Source organism: Paenibacillus sp. FSL R10-2788 (assembly GCF_038003885.1).
GTDB lineage: Bacteria > Bacillota > Bacilli > Paenibacillales > Paenibacillaceae > Paenibacillus_AQ > Paenibacillus_AQ odorifer.
The window spans coordinates 502940-521784 of record NZ_JBBOQA010000001.1 but is presented as its reverse complement, the minus strand read 5'-3'; the positions used below and the strand labels follow the sequence as shown (position 1 = coordinate 521784).

General features: G+C 45.7%; 16 protein-coding genes. 2 read left to right on the top strand and 14 right to left on the bottom strand.

The window, feature by feature from the left end; translation table 11 throughout:
* Positions 1 to 22 precede the first annotated feature (22 nt).
* From NSQ50_RS02335 to NSQ50_RS02285, 11 genes are all read right to left on the bottom strand, one after another.
* On the bottom strand, positions 23 to 661 hold the full coding sequence (locus NSQ50_RS02335) for a histidine phosphatase family protein (RefSeq protein ID WP_076223426.1): 639 nt from the start codon (positions 659 to 661) through the stop codon (positions 23 to 25).
* Between the two features lie 37 nt (positions 662 to 698).
* Positions 699 to 1502: an aminoglycoside N(3)-acetyltransferase gene (locus tag NSQ50_RS02330; RefSeq protein ID WP_036682594.1), complete on the bottom strand. Its 804-nt coding sequence runs from the start codon at positions 1500 to 1502 to the stop codon at positions 699 to 701.
* 73 nt (positions 1503 to 1575) lie between these two features.
* Positions 1576 to 3135: a response regulator gene (locus NSQ50_RS02325; RefSeq protein ID WP_038568486.1), complete on the bottom strand. Its 1560-nt coding sequence runs from the start codon at positions 3133 to 3135 to the stop codon at positions 1576 to 1578.
* Positions 3132 to 5042 (bottom strand): cache domain-containing sensor histidine kinase, encoded by a 1911-nt coding sequence (locus NSQ50_RS02320; RefSeq protein WP_080742381.1) that lies wholly within the window; start codon positions 5040 to 5042, stop codon positions 3132 to 3134. Before NSQ50_RS02320 ends, NSQ50_RS02325 begins: the two co-directional genes overlap by 4 nt.
* A gap of 118 nt (positions 5043 to 5160) precedes the next feature.
* Positions 5161 to 6855 carry an extracellular solute-binding protein gene (locus NSQ50_RS02315; RefSeq protein ID WP_036682600.1) on the bottom strand — a complete coding sequence of 565 codons (1695 nt, stop codon included), beginning with the start codon at positions 6853 to 6855 and terminating at the stop codon, positions 5161 to 5163.
* A 92-nt stretch (positions 6856 to 6947) separates the two neighbouring features.
* On the bottom strand, positions 6948 to 7838 hold the full coding sequence (locus NSQ50_RS02310; RefSeq protein WP_036682603.1) for a carbohydrate ABC transporter permease: 891 nt from the start codon (positions 7836 to 7838) through the stop codon (positions 6948 to 6950).
* Positions 7839 to 7855: 17 nt separating this feature from the next.
* Entirely contained in the window at positions 7856 to 8845 is a 990-nt protein-coding gene (locus NSQ50_RS02305; protein ID WP_036682605.1) for an ABC transporter permease, read from the bottom strand.
* A gap of 173 nt (positions 8846 to 9018) precedes the next feature.
* A complete protein-coding gene (locus tag NSQ50_RS02300; protein ID WP_076223429.1) occupies positions 9019 to 12246 on the bottom strand; it encodes a cellobiose phosphorylase in 3228 nt (1075 codons plus the stop codon).
* 28 nt (positions 12247 to 12274) lie between these two features.
* Positions 12275 to 13612, bottom strand: coding sequence for a glycoside hydrolase family 30 protein (locus tag NSQ50_RS02295; RefSeq protein ID WP_036682611.1), 1338 nt, complete (start codon positions 13610 to 13612; stop codon positions 12275 to 12277).
* A 395-nt stretch (positions 13613 to 14007) separates the two neighbouring features.
* Positions 14008 to 15024: a LacI family DNA-binding transcriptional regulator gene (locus tag NSQ50_RS02290; protein ID WP_036682614.1), complete on the bottom strand. Its 1017-nt coding sequence runs from the start codon at positions 15022 to 15024 to the stop codon at positions 14008 to 14010.
* A gap of 62 nt (positions 15025 to 15086) precedes the next feature.
* Positions 15087 to 15476 carry a hypothetical protein gene (locus NSQ50_RS02285; RefSeq protein WP_256715949.1) on the bottom strand — a complete coding sequence of 130 codons (390 nt, stop codon included), beginning with the start codon at positions 15474 to 15476 and terminating at the stop codon, positions 15087 to 15089.
* A gap of 366 nt (positions 15477 to 15842) precedes the next feature.
* On the opposite strand from NSQ50_RS02285, the gene NSQ50_RS02280 reads away from it, so the two are divergent.
* On the top strand, positions 15843 to 16565 hold the full coding sequence (locus NSQ50_RS02280; RefSeq protein WP_076103848.1) for an HNH endonuclease: 723 nt from the start codon (positions 15843 to 15845) through the stop codon (positions 16563 to 16565).
* A gap of 65 nt (positions 16566 to 16630) precedes the next feature.
* Here the strand turns inward: NSQ50_RS02280 and NSQ50_RS02275 are convergent, their stop codons facing one another.
* Positions 16631 to 16828, bottom strand: coding sequence for a YwbE family protein (locus NSQ50_RS02275; protein ID WP_036682616.1), 198 nt, complete (start codon positions 16826 to 16828; stop codon positions 16631 to 16633).
* A 62-nt stretch (positions 16829 to 16890) separates the two neighbouring features.
* Between NSQ50_RS02275 and NSQ50_RS02270 the strand changes: the two genes are divergently transcribed.
* Positions 16891 to 17193 carry a hypothetical protein gene (locus tag NSQ50_RS02270; RefSeq protein WP_036682619.1) on the top strand — a complete coding sequence of 101 codons (303 nt, stop codon included), beginning with the start codon at positions 16891 to 16893 and terminating at the stop codon, positions 17191 to 17193.
* 2 nt (positions 17194 to 17195) lie between these two features.
* Here the strand turns inward: NSQ50_RS02270 and sdaAA are convergent, their stop codons facing one another.
* Together sdaAA and sdaAB are read right to left on the bottom strand one after the other, a co-directional pair.
* The gene (sdaAA, locus tag NSQ50_RS02265; protein WP_036682621.1) at positions 17196 to 18074 is read right to left on the bottom strand and encodes an L-serine ammonia-lyase, iron-sulfur-dependent, subunit alpha; all 879 of its coding nucleotides are present in this window, start codon (positions 18072 to 18074) and stop codon (positions 17196 to 17198) included.
* A complete protein-coding gene (gene sdaAB, locus NSQ50_RS02260; protein WP_076147382.1) occupies positions 18071 to 18781 on the bottom strand; it encodes an L-serine ammonia-lyase, iron-sulfur-dependent subunit beta in 711 nt (236 codons plus the stop codon). Before sdaAB ends, sdaAA begins: the two co-directional genes overlap by 4 nt.
* Positions 18782 to 18845 lie beyond the last annotated feature (64 nt).

Genomic DNA, 18845 nt, shown 5'->3' with positions numbered 1-18845 from the left:
CCAACCTGATCTGTAGGAAGTGTTATGATTCCATCCCAGCTTCACTCTCTTCGTAATGGCTCGTATCCCCGTGCAGCAGGATTTCCGGCACACCATCCGTAAAATCAACCCTGCATAAGCAGGTCGGATAAATGTAAGGCAGATCCCAGAGCTTAGGCAGCGCTCTGCCCTCAAAATAGGCCATTAACAGCTTGATCACTACTGTATGTGTGACGATAAGAATGGTCTCACCTTGATGGTCAACGAGAATTTCCTGAAGCTTGCCCAGTGCCCGTGCCTGCACCTCTGCGAAGGTCTCACTGCCCTCCACTTTAAACTGCTCAGGGTCTTTCCAGAAATTGCGATGCTGCTCTGAATACTCGCTCTCCAGTTCAGTAGAATCACGGCCTTCCCACACACCCATGCCAATCTCTTTGAACGCCTCAGAGGTCTTAAGCGGAGTACTCCGCTCTCCACGAATAATCTCAGCTGTGCGCAGCGCCCTTGGGCTGGGGCTTGCATAGATGACATCCAGCTGTTCAGTGCGCATTCCCCGGCTCAGCCATTCTGCCTGTTGCACACCAAGAGCCGTCAGTTCAGAATCCATATGTCCCTGCATCCGATGCTGCACGTTCCATTCCGTTTGACCATGCCGGGTTAAAAATATCGTTGTTGTACTCATGCCAGCTTCTCCTTCCGTTTCCCCTATCCAATGAGTTTTACTTCCTGTTCTGTTCCATCCAGTTCACTGCATAATCAACGATTTCCCGTTGCGGAATCAATTGAGCGGTTGCCGAAGCAACCTGTCCATATGTAATAAGTCCCGTCTCTTGTCCAAACTGATCTGCCAGCTGAACGAAATCGTCAGAATCCCAATCCAGCTCCTTAAATTCAACCCACTGTCTAACTCCATCCACCATAATGGGCGCCCCGCCAAGGGTTTCCTTCTTGCCAGCATAAGATGCGCGGCATTCGGCAAGATGCAGGGAAGTATTATTAAGATTGCCTACACCCAGCAACAGTACATGTCCGCCCAGATCGTAAATACGAGCCAGCGGAGAATCTTCCCCCAGGCCCATTTCAAGCGAATGACCATACATAATTTCATCTCTATGCTTGCCCCAAGCGGCAAACGAATGTATCGGATGGTCACTACGTTTTACTCCTTTTTGTTTACGGAAGCAGTCCGGAATAACCCCCATTCCTCTAAGCTGGGTCAGATCTGGATCATAAGCCGGCATCTGCTCGCGGATACTCTGCCACCACGCCTCCGGCACCGGTGGGTTGCTCCAGCCTGCGGGATCAGTCAGGTCACTGGAATGTGTGGGCATTACTAGCGTGCCAGATTCTCCGAGGACCTCCTCCAATGCCAAAATAACAGCGACCGGGCCCCCGGCTACCCATTGGCCTAACGATTTAAAAGAAGAATGCAATAAAATCGTCATGCCCGCCTTAACGCCCAGTCGACGAAAATCCGCTGCTAATGTCTGAACCGTAATCAAATTGCCTTGTATTTCTTCCACCCTTCATTCCTCCAATGAATCTTCTCAAATCCATTATATAGGAGGGCCGCTTCTAAATGCATCTTCAAAAGCCTCAACACTCTTCGGATACTATTTTCGCTCTATAATCACCTGGGGAAATCCCCTCCAGCTCTTTAAAAACACGGGCAAATTGTTTACTGTTCTCGAAGCCTACCTCTTCTGAGACTGTTGCGAGCTTACCGCAGCCTTTTGCCAATAGCTCTTTAGCATGACGGATGCGGACCTTTTTTAAATAGATAACAAAATTCTCACCGGTATATGCCTTAAAGGCTTCGCTAAAATAAGAATAATTCAAGGATACATGATTGCTGACCATAGCCATATTCAGTGGACGGGCGTAGTTGGCTTCAATATAGCTCAGTGCCTCTTCCATATCCGCATGCTCGGTATGCGCGGACCTTACGCCTACAATGTATTCATTCACACTCAAGAGTAAGTTCTCCAGCGCACGATAATATTCGTGGAAATGACGATAGTTGTACATATTGCCTACCGTACGATACAGCTTCAATACCTCTACCGAGGCTTCGCCATGCACCCGAAACACTTCATCCAACACCAGCTCGTTTACATTCTGTCCCACGGACTCCAGATAAGCTAGGTCCAGTTCCTTCAAATGCTCAGTTTGAAAAATCACAGATAGAAGATGCTTCATCTCCTTCTCGCGTTCTGTTCCCAGCATATTGAGCAGCTTGCGAAGCTCCTCCTTAGGTAACGGAAAGTTAGACCGTCCCTGGCCAACATCCCCATAATCCAATAAACTCACTTGCGGATATAAAAAAGTATATTGCAGTGCCCGGCATGCTTCCTTATAACAGGAACGGAGGTCCTCAAGACTTCCTCCTTCGCTGCTAATCCCAATCGATAATCCCTTTATTTCCTTAGCTTCAGCTTGTCTGGACAGCTCCATAAAATCCTGTTTTCTACTCCCGATCAAGACTAATTTGCCATCCCAATCCGTTGTGATTTCCGAGAAAAACTTTTCAAGCGGTCCGATCAATCGTTCCGCCAGTCCCTGAACATCCCCCGACTTCATTCTTGTTCCGTCATTGTAATAGTAATTCAACACACCAACTGTAAAAGGTGCTTGCAGATCACTTAGCCACTCTTGCTGCTCACGCTCCAGCGGAACCTCCTGCTGCATTAGCAGTCCCCGTAAACGACTGGACCGCAGTTCCCTGCGGAAGTGTTCCGTTTCCTGTTCCAGCTGCCTTGCGCTGAGATCCTGTTCTTCCTGTTCCTTATCGATATTCTTCAAAATTTCGAACAACTCATCTCGGCGAATCGGCTTCAGCAAGTAATCCTTTACGCGATAACGAATCGCGCTTTTGGCATATTCGAAATCATCATACCCGCTTAAGATCAGCACTGCTGGGCTTTTCTCACCACTTGTTACCTTAGATATCTGCTCCAACAGCGTAATTCCATCCATCACTGGCATACGTATATCTGTAATAATAATATCTGCACCTTCGGTCTTAAATATCTCGAAACCCTCTGCGCCATTACTCGCCATTGTGATGGTATACACGGACGGAAATTCTCTTTCTATCATAGTCTTGAGACCGTAACGGATATTCTTTTCATCATCAATGATCAGTAGCTTCTTCATAGTTGTTTTTCTCCTGTCAAAAGAACTTTCGGCAAGGTCAGACGTACCATCGTCCAACTCCCTGCTTCACTCTGTACTACAAGCCCATATTCATCACCATAAAAGATTTGCAGTCGCTGATGTACATTTCTCAGTCCAATACCACCTGTTCGGCGGTCAACATCTCTCTGTTCTGAGGCACTCTCACAGCGCTCATCTTTCGCATAAATCGCCTCGTTCAAAGCAACCAAACGCTCTGGAGTTAAGCCGATGCCATTATCACGAAGCTCTATGCAAATATCACCTTCCGTTTCCGAAATATGAATATGAATGTTCGGGTCCTGTAAATTCTCTTTCTCGTCGCACCAAGCATGCTTAACACTGTTCTCTACAATAGGCTGCAGTGACATTTTCAGCACCTCCAGCTCCAAATATCGAGGTTCAATATGAAGCACTAACTTAACCGGATATTCAAAACGAATATTCATCACTTCAATGTAATTTTCAATGTGGCGGACTTCATCCCGCAGCTTCACATACTCTCCGGACCATTTAAAATTATAGCGCATCATCCCACCCAGCGAGGTCAGTGCGTCCGAGATCGTTCGCTGGTTCTCAATTTCAGCCAGCATTTTTATATTTTCCAGCGTATTATACAAAAAATGTGCGTCAATCTGGTTATGCAGCGTACGCAGCTCAGCCTCTTTAGACAACGCCTGCTTGCTCACTGCCTGAGCCACCAACGTATTGATGGTATTCATCAGCTTGGAGAAATGATGGGCAAGCTCCCCGACTTCCCCTCCACCACGAATCATTATTCCAGTGTACGCTTCACCTCTGCGCACTTTTTTCATCGTTTCGGTCAATCTACGTAGATTTTTTAGAATAAAGGCATTTGTCACATAAGCGATCAGCGTTAGTAAAGTAATAAAACCAACATTGGCTCCAATGATTAAGTTGCGCGTGCGGGAGATATCCTTCATCACTCCCTCCATTGACACTACATTTAGCAAATAAGCATCAATTCGTTCTAGCGGAGTGTTAATTAACAAAAACGATTTACCATTCTCCGAGTAATTACTGTCCCATTCGCCAGTTTCCCGGAACTGCTTATACCGTTCTGCAATCATATCAGCCATCTCTAGATTATCCTGCAAAAAAGAGTTGTCCGGCCTGGTGAAAAGCTGCAGCTCACTATCCACAAGGAACATCTGGGTCTGATTATCCCGTACATCTGTATACGTCTTGGGTGTAAACCGACTCAGCAGCATATCCACCTGCACCATGCCGATATGATTGTCTGCTGGCCGACTCTTCTCACGCAGCAAAGAAACCTTTGGCAGACTCTCCGTCGGTGCTCCCAAGTATCTCTGCATCAAATCCGGATCACTTTTCTGAAAAGACCAGTATTCCTGCCCTTTCAATTGAAGCGCTTTCTGAAACCATGGGGTGGAAGAAACTCGCTCTTCGCGAAAGATAATCGGCCAAATTTCATGCACCTTATTGCTTCTCGAATACAGCCGTAAATGCTCAATATTCGGATTATTAAATTGAATACGAGTCATATTCACATAGGCATTTGTATTAAAATCAACCAAATCTACTAGCTGCGGCTCGGTTTCATTCGCTAAGAATTTTTCTACTTCAGCATCAGAATAAGCCATTTGTGCCGCCCGTTCCATCGCCTCAATCTGATTATGAATGTGCAGTTTCTCCATTTGCGACAAATAATCATTTTTCTCGACGGCATCGCGGAGATAGGTATTATTAATGGCTTTATAGGAATAGACAGAAACCAGCATACACGGGCCTAAAACAATAAAAACATAAGCTGCAATTAAACGGCTCTGAAGAGATCTCCGCCCCCACCAATAACTAAAAGAATGCCATAATGCTCTGATTCGATCTCGCCTATTCACTTTATACACTTCTGTCCTGTCCACCTCGCTAAAATAGTGAATATTCAAATACTTAATAACTATTCCTTATTATAATTCGAAAATAACCCAAAAGCCCGCAGTTAGCGGGCATTTTGGGTCATGCTTTTTATTTTATGGACAGCTTCACTTTATTCTCTTCATATTTCTTTTGTTGGTAGGCATCAAATACATCTTCGCCTTCCTTCTTTCTCTTCTCTAAATACTCATTCCAAATCTTATCGAATTCCGCATCGGAAGAAGCCATGAGCAATTTCGGCATAGTTTTACCGCGCAACTGTTTCAGCTTCGAAGCGATGATGCCTTCAGGAGAGTTTCCTGTTGGTTCGATTTGTTGGAACTCAGAGGAGCCTATGGATTTACCTCTAGTCCAATCTTCCAATTGCTTAAATGGTTCTACCGATTTAGGAGCCCATTGGTCTGTGATGTTCGTATTTTGCAGCATCCAGAATGTAAAGGAAGATCCAATTTGCTTATCAAACGTCGAACGGTCTTTATTCATCAAATCAAACACTTCTGGTTTAAATTGATCTTTTCCATCAATCGTATCGTAGCTGACACCTTTTTCGCCTAAGAACAAGTCTTTGTTGCCTTCTTCACTGTTCAAGTAGCTGAGGAAGCGGATAGCACGTGCTTTATCCTTAACATCTTTGGAGATCAGCGTTACCGTCCAACCGGAGATACCAGGGCCATCAAGAGTTGGTTTATCCAAGTTCGTATTGGAAGGTCCGTCAACAGCAATATACGTTTTGGTTGGATCCTGTTGGTAAATCGTTCCTAGCTGTGCTGCAAAGTCTGTACGTTGATACAGCATTGCGAAATAACGGCCTTGGGCAATTTTTTCTTCCATTTGTGGGCGTTTGTCGATAAAGATATCTTTAGCCAGCAGACCGTCTTGATTCGCTTGACGAAGTGCCTTCATCCAGCGGATATATTCAGGATCGGTTTCACGAGCATATACCTTGCCATCTTTTTCTCTTGGGATTGCCAAGAAGTTCTGCAGGTAACCTTCCAAAGAATCGTTACCGTTCTCGGTAAATTCATGCAAACCAAGTGGAATAAGCGGCTGTCCATTTACGTCAGGGAATTTCTCTTTCGCTAATTTAAGCGCATTCAAGAAACCTTCTGGTGTGCGCATATCTGGACTTCCAATAGCTTCATACATATCCTTGCGGACAGCGAATACTTGGTTGGATACGTAATTTTCTCCATACTTCTCATAGTCGGCAGGAGAGGAAGAAGAGTTAGGATAGCCATACACATTGCCGTCTTCTTGTGTATACCAGCCCAGCTTATCAGCATCGGATACTTTAAAGAAGTACGGATCATATTCATCAGCAAGTTTGTTCAATGGAAGAACAAGTTCACCTTCGACCATTTTCTTAATCGCATCTTCCCAGAAACCCAAAGTGATGAAATCAGGCAATTTACCGGATGCAATCAGCGTATTAAGCTTCTCATTCTCGTTACCAGCCGGAACGATAAAATTAATATCAACTCCGGTCTTCTTAGTTACATATTGGGAGGTTGGGTCCACGCCCCATTTATTAGGGAACCATGAGAAGTTCAGGTACCAGTCAAATGTAATGGGTGAAGTATCAATCTTCCATCCCGGTTCATCTGCTGATAATGCAGCAGCAGTCGGTTCAGCACTTGCCTCCGTATTAGTAGCTTTAGCGCTGTTAGCATTACCTTCGGCATTCTTGCCAGCATTATTCCCGCTGGAGCAGCCTGCGGCTGACAATGACATCATTATTGCGAGAAGCAGAACTCCCATTGCTTTTGGCTTACGTTTCATGCCCATGCTTGTTTACCCCTTTTCTATGAATGTTAATTATAAGCTCAACCCCAGTGCCTACAGCTGTAGGCAACCGGAGGAGTTATCACTGCTAGACATCAGCCCTTAATGGAGCCGATCATCATCCCTTTAACGAAATAACGCTGCAGGAACGGATACACGAATACTATCGGCAATGTGGTCACTACCATCGTCGCCAGCTTAATGGACTGTGACGTTACGCTTCTCGTAACGCTGCTGCCTTGTACAGCGACCATCATTTGACTAGAGCTCGATTGTGCGACGACCCGGAACAAATACGTCTGAATCGGCTGCAGATCAGTATTATTGATATAGATCATGCCCGTGAAGTAATCATTCCACTGATACACGCCATGGAACAGCGCAATGGTAGCAATTACAGGCATGGATACTGGAAGTACGATTCTTAGAAAGATGGACCAATCATTAGCACCGTCAATCCGTGCTGCTTCTTCCAGCCCATCGGGAATCTCCCGGAAGAAGGTCATGAAGATAATAAGATCAAAGAAGCTAAACATAACAGGAATAATATAGACTAGGAAATTCTCTAATAGGTGAAGGTCCTTCATCAGCAGGAAGGTAGGAATGAGTCCCCCGCCAAAAAAGAGAGTCACTGTACCCATCAGCATGTAGAACTTACCGCCAATGAGGTTTTTTCTGGAGAATGCATAAGCTACCATCGCTGTGAAAAATACATGCAGTACAGTACCCAAAAGTGTTTTGGCGACAGTAACCCACATCGCCTGCATGATGCCGGGGCTGGCAAACACGGCCTCGAAATTCTCAAAGCTGAACATCCGCGGCCACCAGTAGATCCCTCCCCGCATGGCGTCATTACCGTTATTGAAGGCGTTAACCAATACGTACCAGATCGGGTAAAGCGTTATGAAGCAGATACATAACATGATAAGGTTATTGATGATATCGAACAGGGCCTCGCCCTTCGTCTTACGCTTAAGTGCAAACATATATGGTCCTCCTTATCCTAGAACAACGATGTATCGTTGATTTTTTTAGATACTTGGTTGGCAATCAGCAGCAATATTAGAGCGATAACCGATTTTAACAATCCAACTGCAGTTGAGTAAGAGAAGCGGCCTGAGAGAATCCCTGTATAGTACACATAGTAATCAATTACATTACTTGCACTATCATTCAGTGAGTTGCGCAGGACCAGAATCTGATCAAAGTTGGAGTTCAGCACTCCGCTGACCGCGAGAATGAAGAGAATGCTGATTGTCGATTTAATCGCCGGCAAGGTAACATACCACATCTTCTGAAATCTGCCCGCGCCGTCGATTGTCGCCGCCTCGTACATTTCAGGAGATACACCGGAAATTGCTGCTAAATAGATAATCGCTGACCATCCAAGTTCTTTCCAGATATCAGAGGAGATAATAATTGTCCAGAAGTAACCAGGCTCAGCCAAGTATGTAATTGGCTGATCAATCAGATGAAGCGCTAGCAAAATGTTATTGATAATTCCTACATCAGCAAGCCATGTAGCCAAAATCCCTCCGAGTACCACCCATGAGAGAAAGTGGGGCAAATACGAAATCGTCTGTATGGTCTTCTTGAATTTCATTGAACGAACTTCATTCAGAAATAGAGCAAATATTATTGGCAATGGAAATCCGATAATTAGCTTAAACAAGCTGATGCCGAGCGTATTTTTAATTACATTCGAGAGATTGTCATCATCCATGAACTCTTTGAAATGTGTAAGTCCCACCCATGGGGCTTCTGCAATCGTTTTAACGATGTTGTAATCTTTAAAAGCAATGATAATTCCATACATGGGAATGTAGTTAAAGATTATCATCCACGCAATGCCGAGTAGAGCCATTGTCTGCAAATGACGCTGGGCAATGAACCTCTTCCAAAGCGGGCTCCGATTCACTTTACCGGTTTCGAAATTGCCAGGAATTAACGGCTTCATCGCTGAGCTTACTTCCATGCTTTTTTTGTTCTCCATCCTTTGGACCTCCAGGCTCTATATCTGTATTTAATCTAAAGCGCTTACAATGGTTATGTATCCATTGTATTTGCTTTTGCCTGTCTCCGTAAGGCTTTGAATTTCGGATTATAGGTACCATTTTTCGGATTGAGTGAAAATTTAAGGGCGAGCCGCAGCTCGCCCCTCTATTTTTATGCTAATACTGCTTGAATTTGTGCAATTTCTCCACGCCGCAGAGCCTCTGCCTCTTCACCGCGCACGAACGCTCCAGATATTTTAGTCATAGTTCCATTACGGTATACAAGCATCAAAGATTGAATGCTGACCTTCTTCTCGCCAAAGGTATTTTCACGTTTTGGGTTAGAATAGATTACCTCCGTATTCCCTAGGAAAGTGAAAGACAGTTTGCCCTCTTCATCAAACAGCCATCCTGGCAATACCGGATCGAGAGACAGCGTAAGCGCTCCATCCTCCATTCTGAAAACATGGCTTCCAGCCATCATTGTTCTCCACATGCTTAAGAATTCCGCGGTCGATCCACTAAGTCTCGCTACGAACCCTCTACCATGGTTATTTGGATCAGGATTGCCTCCAGTTGCGATAAATGATGAATTCTCCAGTGTACTGCGTCCATAAACAGCAGGATCAAGGAATGGCACCAGCGACGTCTTCAGCTCACCGTAGAATTCCTCGTACAGCCCGCCCTTCAGCAGCTCAAGCAGATACTTATAGGACATGTGCAGGAAGTTAGACTCCCGTTCTAGCCAGCCTGGTGTAAAGGCTCTCATTCGTCCGATTTCATGCGATTCACCTTCTAGACTAACAGAGGTCTGATACATAGATGTTGCCCGATCATACAGCTCTGTTTGCTTAATCAGATTATAGATTTCTTTTGCCTGCACCGGGTTCTTCATCGTCTTCAACCAGCGGGTAGGTCCTTCCAGGAAATAAGGCAAGGCATAAGCCTTAAACTCCTCAACCACAGCTTTTGGCAGTCCGTATCCGCTAATTACTGGCTGACCCTCAGCATCTGTTACCTGATGGAATTTCTCCGCTTCAAAACGGAAATAGGTGGGGGTAAGTCCATTGCCCATTTCTACCGCCTTGTTGATCCCCTCATCAATTTTAACTAGGAACTTGGAAAGGGCTTCGCGGATGTGCTCCAGCGTTACTGCGGACTCAACACCAGTAATGCCAAACCGGATACTTGCTCTATAAGCTTCACGGGCTGAAGCTACTGTATCCCAATAGTTGAATTGTTCCACTTCTCCTGCTAGGACAGCAGTTACCGCGTGATATACCGCTTCAAGCAGCTCCGCGATTTCTTCTGGCAGCTTTACAGCTCCCTGTACATTCTCAGCACCGTTCAGCACATCCAGCAAAAAGACTACAGTACGCTTCAGCTCAAAAGTCTCACTCATTCCGGAGCCAAACAATCCTGGCAGACCGTTCATGGCATCGTTCCAGCCCGGCTTGTTGCCTTCCATCTCCACACCCATGCCGTAAGGGTCAAGCGTAGCAAATTTATTCAAAGCAAGAGACAACATCTTCACGAACAGATTGGTGTGGTAAATAGCACCTTGCCCACCTTCGGCACGCAGCCAATGGGTATCTCCTGCTTTCCATTTCAGCTTATGCAGCTTCTCCTCATCCTCCAGGAGGGCGCCATATTGCCGGGCTTTTCCGTCACTAATTACATACTTCTCACTACGTGGCAGCACATATGCTGGGCTGTCATAGAACGCATAAGTGTTATCCCCAAATAAAAGCTCCTGCTTCTTGTCAGGGAAGATGTCCAAATAACCTACTACGAGATCCAAATTATATGTCCAGTGATCAGACCAGAAGCCTTCGCCAAAAGCAGCCTCAATGTTTTGCTGTGACAGGGCTAGCAGACCCGACAGAAACTCCTGCTCACTAACCTTCAACGTAACGTTATGATCCGCAATGTAATTGATCAGGCTGCCTGGGGTGAACCGACTGTTGCATAGCTTAACAAGCTCAGCTTGATGATCCGCAGCCGCTTCTCCGATCCATTCCGCAGCCTTCGCTCTGCTGTCTGACTTCACTTCAAAGGTTGTTCCTTGAACACTAAGTGGGTTGTAGCCATCTGCTTGAATTAAGCTATAGAACATTTTGATGTTGAAGCTGCCCACCTTCGGATTAAAAAACACATCATTCCGGCGGTTCTGATTCATATCGCGGAAGTTTCCGTTCCCCTGTGAATAGTATTCTGGGGCAAGCGAGAAGAAGTTATAGTCGCGCTCCAAATCGCCATGTTTACGGGAATATAAATGAACCACAAAGCCATCTCCGCCATTGTCAAAAATAAAAGGATAGCCTCCACGCAGGAAGTTATCGAGATAGGACTGACGGCAATAAGCATCGAACACAGCCGATGAAGTGTGCGTGGCAATGTCTTCTGTTAATTCCTCTGTCAGACCTGCGGCTTCTTGGGATTTGGACAGAATATATTCATCTCGGCATAACTGCTCTGCCTTTTTATTGATTTTATCGATGTCATTTACATGCCCAACCAAAGTATTCAGGGTCAAGCTGCTGCCGGGTGCCAAACGTCTAGCCACACCACTGAAGCCGCAAGGAACCTTATTGACTGGATATTGTGGAAGCTCACTCAGCTCCGAAAGCGTTAATCCCGCAAAGCGGTCTGGGTAAGTAAGAGAGGTATTGCCGCCGAAAATAAGCTCGAAATCAACGATTGGCGCGACTTTTTCTCCTTCTCCAGTAAACGACAGATAGAAATGCCCATTTGTGATTTCGCTAACCTGCGCGCTATCGTTGGTGCTGGAACGCAGCTTATAGAACGGAATACCGTTCTCCAGATTGTATACGTCCATCCAGCTGCGCAGCAGGTTACCAATCTCCTTGTAGCCGCTGTTTTCTACTCCGTAAGGCAAGATCTCAGGCAGACCATCCATCAGCTCCAGCTCAATCTCTTTGCCCCCGATATTCTCAATCTCCACCCGACGTACCAACGCGGCATAATCGTCATTAGGCAGATTGAAATAGTGTACGGTCGTCTTCAGCCCATGCCCGGCATGGCTTTCTTCAAGGGTCAGTCCGTTAGGCAAAATGGTCATGATCCGCTTGGCGGCAGGATCTGGACGTGCCGATTGAAATGGCTCATAAATCTCTTGCTCGCCTTTTATTTTAATAAAGGTTCGGAAGCCGGTGGTTCCTACGTCTTTATAAGAGATATTTGCTGGAGAAAATTCCATGATTGGCGAGTTCTTGTCGCGTACCCCAAAGCTGCAAATCGCTTGCCCCCGGTTCACATAAAAAGTCCACATTGGAATTCCCTTAAGACCTGCAAGACCTGGCAGGAAACTAGAGAAAGGCTTTCCTGTATCAAACTGCTCCATTACAAAATTACCTGATTCGAAATAATAATTACTCACGTTAATGTCCTCCTAAACTGTTACTTATTTATGAAATCAGATGCGTTACGATAGAATGAGGGGATAGCTCGCAGTTGGCAATCTCTTCGCCAAGCCCCAAGGTTACCGTGCGAGCTTCTTCGCTCTCATTCATCAATATGACAGCAAGGCTGCCGTCCGGATTACGGAATGCTGTGGATAGGATTCCTTCCGCTTCAGAAGTAAAGCCAATCCGTACCGCACCTGGCGCGATAAATTTACTGAAATGCCCGATATAATAATAAGAGCTGTTATAGTGCAATTCGTCTGTTGTTGTATCTGCAATAATTGGAGCATCACAGAGATTCCCTACATGATTGGGCCCGCCGGTCTCATCCAGTACCAGGTTCCAGTCCAAATACCCTTCTGTCCATGCATTGAGATCCCCAATCATATTTCTGCCGTAACGTTCACCTGTAAACCATTCGCCAAGCTTGACGCCGCCCTCTTGACAGCCCTCAGTGAACAATAGATGTTTGTCAGGAAATAGATCATGTACCTTCTCTACCTTGTCGAACTCCTCACCACCATACCAGTGGATGCCTGTACCCCACACATATTGTGCAGCTTCAGGATCAGACAACACGACTGAAGCACGTTCGACCATAATATCGCGGTTATGATCCCAGATAACAATGTTCACATCGGAATGGCCTGCCTGCTGCATCACTGGACCGAGATGATTTTTAACAAAATCGCGTTCCTCTTCCGCACTATAAATGCAAGAATCCCAGACTTGAACAGCAGCCGGCTCATTCTGCACGGAAACCGCCCAAATAGGTACGCCTTCCTTCCCATAAGCTTCAATAAATTTGGTATAATAGCGTGCCCAAACTTCAGCGTATTCTGGCTTGAGCGATCCTCCATTATTCATTTCACCATTTGTTTTCATCCATGCCGGAGGGCTCCAAGGAGAGGCCAACATCGTGAACGGTCCACCTTTTACCTGCATTGCATCCTTAATCAGCGGAATCACCCACTTATGATCATGGGAGATATCAAAGGTAGCCAGCTCCGTATCATGATCAGCGACATAAGTATAATTTCCAAGCGCAAAATCACAGCTATGAATATGAACACGACCCATGTTATAGCCTAATCCCTCTACCGGATGAAAGTAGCGATGAATAACCTCTGCCCGTTTCTCAGGACTGAGCCGTGACAACGTATATGCCGCAGCTTCTGTGAAAGCGCCGCCAAATCCTATCATCTTTTGGAACTCCTGCTCTGGCTTAAGCTCTACATCGGCAGATCCAGAATCAACTCTTGTGCTAAAAACAATTGCCTCTTTCGGAGTTAAGCGTTCCCCTGTATCTTTTGCAGTTACTACAGTTTGAACTTTTGCCATTTCATCCATCTCCTCTAATTGTTTTGTTACTAACAACAAGCACTGTCTTTACTGGATCACCATCCGATGTTAGGGTTCGGAGCGATGGGCCACTGAAACGTTTGAGAAAATTCAAGGAAGCCTTCGGTAAACTTTGATTTCAGCTCATTCGAAACCTAAAATCGAAACCGGTTTCGATTGTTGCGAAAAAAAATGATCTAACGAAGAGCAGGAAAAAAAGCGGCATAACAATATACCCATTATAGCCCCATTCCTCTGAATAAGCTGTAGCAAATACCACATAGGAAGAATTCGAGCTATGATGTCCTCTACTTTATCAGGACTCTTTTCTTTTCGTCAAGATTTATCCTGTGGGCAGCAGCCTGCTCTCTGTACTTATGGAATTTGATACAGCCCTAATTTCCACTCGGAGGCGCACAGGATTCCCGTTCGATCACTTCTACTGGAACTAGAACCGCTTCCTTATCCAACTGTTTCCCTTCAATCGATGCTAAAAGAATGTCCGCTGCTCGGCTTCCTAAAAGTTCCGTATCCTGACGAATGGTTGTCAATGCAGGTGTAACATACTCAGCTAGATCAATATCATCGTACCCCACAACTGAAATGTCCAGCGGTACGGAAAGTCCACTATCTTTTACCGCCATAATAGCCCCTAAAGCTAACATGTCACCCGAAGCAAAAACAGCGGTTGGCCGATCAGGCAGCTTAAGAAGCTCCAGCATCGCTTGATAACCACTTTCACGAGAATAAAAAGCTCCATTCACAACATAGGACTCCGGCACTTCAAGCCCCTGCTGCTTCATAGCGTTCTTATATCCTAACTCCCGGGTTTTACCAGGGAAAGTGTTCATACCTCCGGAAATATGAGCAATCTTGCGATGACCCAAAGAAACTAAATACTCTATCGCAAGCTGAGCTCCAGCCGTATTATCCGAACATACCGTATGCGACTGCGTAGTCTCAAAATCCAGAATCACAGTAGGAATATCACTCTCTAGCAGCTCACGGAAATAAGGGTCCTCGTAATCAGACAAGAATACGACAACACCATCTACACCACGAATTCGGCAATTCTCCAAATAACCACTTTGTTTACCTCCAACATCCTTGGAAATAAACATGAGGGCATACCCCTTATCCACAGCAACCTTCTTAAAGCTCTCAATCACAGCGCTAAAAAAGGGATGGCGAATACCAAATCCCGTATTCTCTACAAACAATACACCGATGGTCCATGATTTCTTAGTAGTCAGTGTACGGGCATGGGAATTCGGCAAATATCCCATTTCTTGGGCAACCCGGAAAATTTCCTGGCGAGTCTTCTCCCGTACATCGGAATAATTATTAAACGCCTTGGATACCGTTGTAGGAGAGTAACCGGTTCTTTTGGCAATATCATATATAGTTGTCAATCCGGTTCACTCCTTGCCCAGACTAATGAAATACCTTCTGATACCTTCTGTTCACTGCAATTTTAACGTCTTTCGATACCGCCGTCCAGCAAAAAGTAACTTTGTACGGAAGGAAGCAGCGTAAAGACTTGGATCAAAAGCCCTAGACTCATATAGATCAGATGTATGATTGCCACACTGTTCAACATATACGTCTGCACCATAATCCAAATAATTAACCCAAATCCGATATATAGGGACAATGCCCAGAAGCTATATAATTTCTTAAAGGGATTCAAAGTATTCACCCAGCGCAATTCTGGTCTCTTGATCAACCCATAAAACACAAACAAGGGCAGGATACCAAATACGATGAATAGCAAAATACCCGGAATTAAAAAATCTGAAAATGGCGATCTTTCCAGCATAGATGTGGGCATGTGTATCAGATCACCACTAGGATCTATGACCATTGACCCGCCTCCTGCTAACGCTCCAACCCCCAAAAATATATGAAGAATATAAAGCAATGTTACCGTAAACGGCCTTCTTTTGGTTGGTTCCATTTCAATACCCCTTCCCATGTTAAAAAAGTAGAGCATTCCCTACTGCTCTTTTCAATTTTACATGTTTTTCCTGAACGTCACCAAGATAGATATCACACAAAAAGCCGTATTTAAGCTTTTTTTGAGTGCGATGTGAACGATTGTATTTTACGCTATACTAAGATTAGAACGAAATGTTAACCCTGCCGACTGAATCTAATAAATAAAATACATTGGATCCTAAAAAACAAGGAGACAGGACGGGCGCAAAGACGCGCTGAACCTAACATATCTATGAACGATACCCATCTTTTATCCACCAAACAATGCACCTATTGCCAGCAACAGAAGCCGCTCTCTGAATTTCGTAAACGTACCGGCAAACGTTCCAAAGGCCAGTCTCGCCGTGGTGCTTGTCGGGAGTGCCGCAAACAACGACAAAACATAGATCTCACTCTTGCAGCAGGTCCCATTCCAGTACAACCTGATACCATTCAACCCCCTTCTTCAGCTGTCAAGGAACGCTCCAAACAAGGAAAGCCTTCTTCCACGGTTGCTTCTTCACCGCAATCCAACCCAAATCAGCGCATACGGGGCTTGGAACAACGAAGGAAACATTCTCATTCTCAAGGCGCGAAACTGAGTCCCGAAGATCCAACGCAATTGATTCCCTCTGCCAAAGGGAAAATTCTAATGCGTGGCCACAGTGATAAAGGACGGCGCTGGCATCAGGAAATTGACTACGAGCTTGCGGTTACTCTAGTCAGAGAACATGCCGCTATCGTAGTGAATCGCCGAACCATCCGCAGGATATACAGCAATAAGGATTTCCGTGCTTATATATTGACCAGAGACAACTATACCTGCTACTTCTGTGGCTCCTATGGAGACACTATAGATCATCTGCTGCCCCGTGCTAAAGGTGGCCATACTACTCCGGATAATTGCGTTTGCGCTTGTACGTTATGTAATCAGACCAAGGCCGATCAGTCCGTTGAGGATTTTATGAGCAGATAAAATAGAAAAACGCCCCAATCTCAGTTGATTAGGGGCGCTTTTTAAATTAAAGGTGAATTTTATTATTAGTTAGCAACAATATTTTTAACTCGTCCTACCTGTCCACTGGTTAAACGCACCTTGATGCCATGCGGATGTCGAGGTGAGTTGGTGAGAATATCCTTCACCGTTCCATGTGTTAGCTTACCCGTCGGCTGATCCTGCTTAAGCACAATATCCACTTCAAGCCCAGGACGAATATCGGCTCTTACCTGTCCGTTCATGATGTAATCCCCTTTCAATGGGTTATAATGTTGTCAACTATACTAGATAAGGAGGAGACGTAATGGCCTTCGGCATCAACAGAGAAGAATTAACCCGCTGGAAAAAAGCAGTCTCCGCAGGAGAAATCGCCTTCTTAACCCATTACTGGCTAGACCCGCGTTTTCCCGGCATGACTACTGTCACCAAGGTAGGCTGTAGTGACCTAACCAGATTAACCTATTGGTGTGAGGAAAATGGACTGCCGGCTAAATATATTCATAATCGTTCCCCATTCCCCCACTTTGACCTTATGGGACCCAAACAAGCAGAAATCCTTCGGAAGGAAGGCCTATGGGAACAGTTGGAACGTTTCAAAATGCTCTAAAATTATTTCTTTTTACGTAAATCCTGCATGATCTTGCGGCCGGTAGGTGTCTGTGCTAATCCGCCACCTGCGGTCTCGCGGTGTTTTTCTGGCATAGCTGAGCCTACCTCAAGCATGACCTTGATTACTTCATCTGAAGGGATCACGCTACGTACACCAGCCAGTGCCATATCGGCGGCGGCGAGCGCGGTCACTGCACCGAATCCGTTTCTAACGATACAAGGAATCTCTACAAGTCCTCCCACCGGATCGCAAATCAGTCCTAATGTGTTCTTAAGCGCCAGTCCAACAGCATGCACTGCTTGTGCAGGCGTCCCTCCACGCAGTTCGGTTAAAGCTCCTGCCGCCATCCCGATGGCCGATCCGACCTCGGCCTGACAGCCACCCTCTGCGCCAGATACAAACGAATTGTTGGCAATGACATAACCAATTGCTCCCGCAGCGAACAAACCGGAAACCATATAATCATCATCCCAGCCAAACCGTTCCTGGCAGCTGAGAAATACACCCGGAATAATTCCGCATGAACCTGCGGTAGGTGTAGCAATTATTCGGCCCATTGAGGCATTAACCTCGGATACAGCCAAAGCATAGGCCATTGCTTGACCAGCGGGTCCACCTAGGCATGGTTCATCTGCTGCGTTATAGGCTCCTACACGCTGGGCATCCATTCCCGTAAGGCCGCTGCGCGAAGTGGTATCTTCATGCATCCCACGATGAACAGCCTCTTTCATGACCCCATAATACTCACGCATAGTAGCAAATTCCTGTTCACTGGAACGTCCAGATTCCGCGCTTTGCTCTTCGAGCATAAGAGCTCCAATGGTGAGGCCACGTTCCTCACATAATACAGCCAGTTGGCTAAGTGTTTGAAAATTCATGTTAAGCTTTCCTTCCCCTTCTCATCTTGCTTACCTTCGTTTAAATTAACCAATTTCACCGATTTCACCGCAGTGAGCGCTTTAAGCGCTTCAATAAGCTCAGGAGTAGCAGCTTCATCCAGCTCCAGTACCGTTAAGGCTGCACCGCTGCGATTCTTCCGATCCAGAGACATATGCCCTATATTAAATTGTCCGTTACGCATCACTTCTGTAACACTCGCCAGAACACCTAAATAATCCATATGATGAATCAATACCGTCGGATACATTCCCGTAAGCTTTACTCCAAAACCATCCACATCGACGATCTCAATGTTTCCACCACCGATGGATGTCCCCGTTAAAGTCAGCTCACTTCCTGTCTCTTGTCCGATAAGATGCAGTTTAACCGTGTTAGGATGAGGAAACAATCCCGTTCCTTGCTCAAAAGATACTTCCATCCCAGCTTCAACCGCCAACTCCAGAGAGTCGGGTAACCGATGATCATCGGTAGCGTAATCCATAAGTCCTCCGACAATAGCCCGGTCTGTACCATGTCCCTGATAAGTAGCTGCAAAAGAACCAAAAAACGTCACTTCTGCCACACGCGGCACTTCACCCAGCACCTGCCTTGCAGCCCTTCCGATCCGTGCTGCACCGGCTGTATGCGAGCTTGAAGGCCCGACCATGGCCGGACCAATAATTGAAAACACATCTTTAAAACGCATAAAAGACCTCCTGCCTGCAAATAGGCAATTATCAAACTCATATATAGTATACTGCACTGGCAGT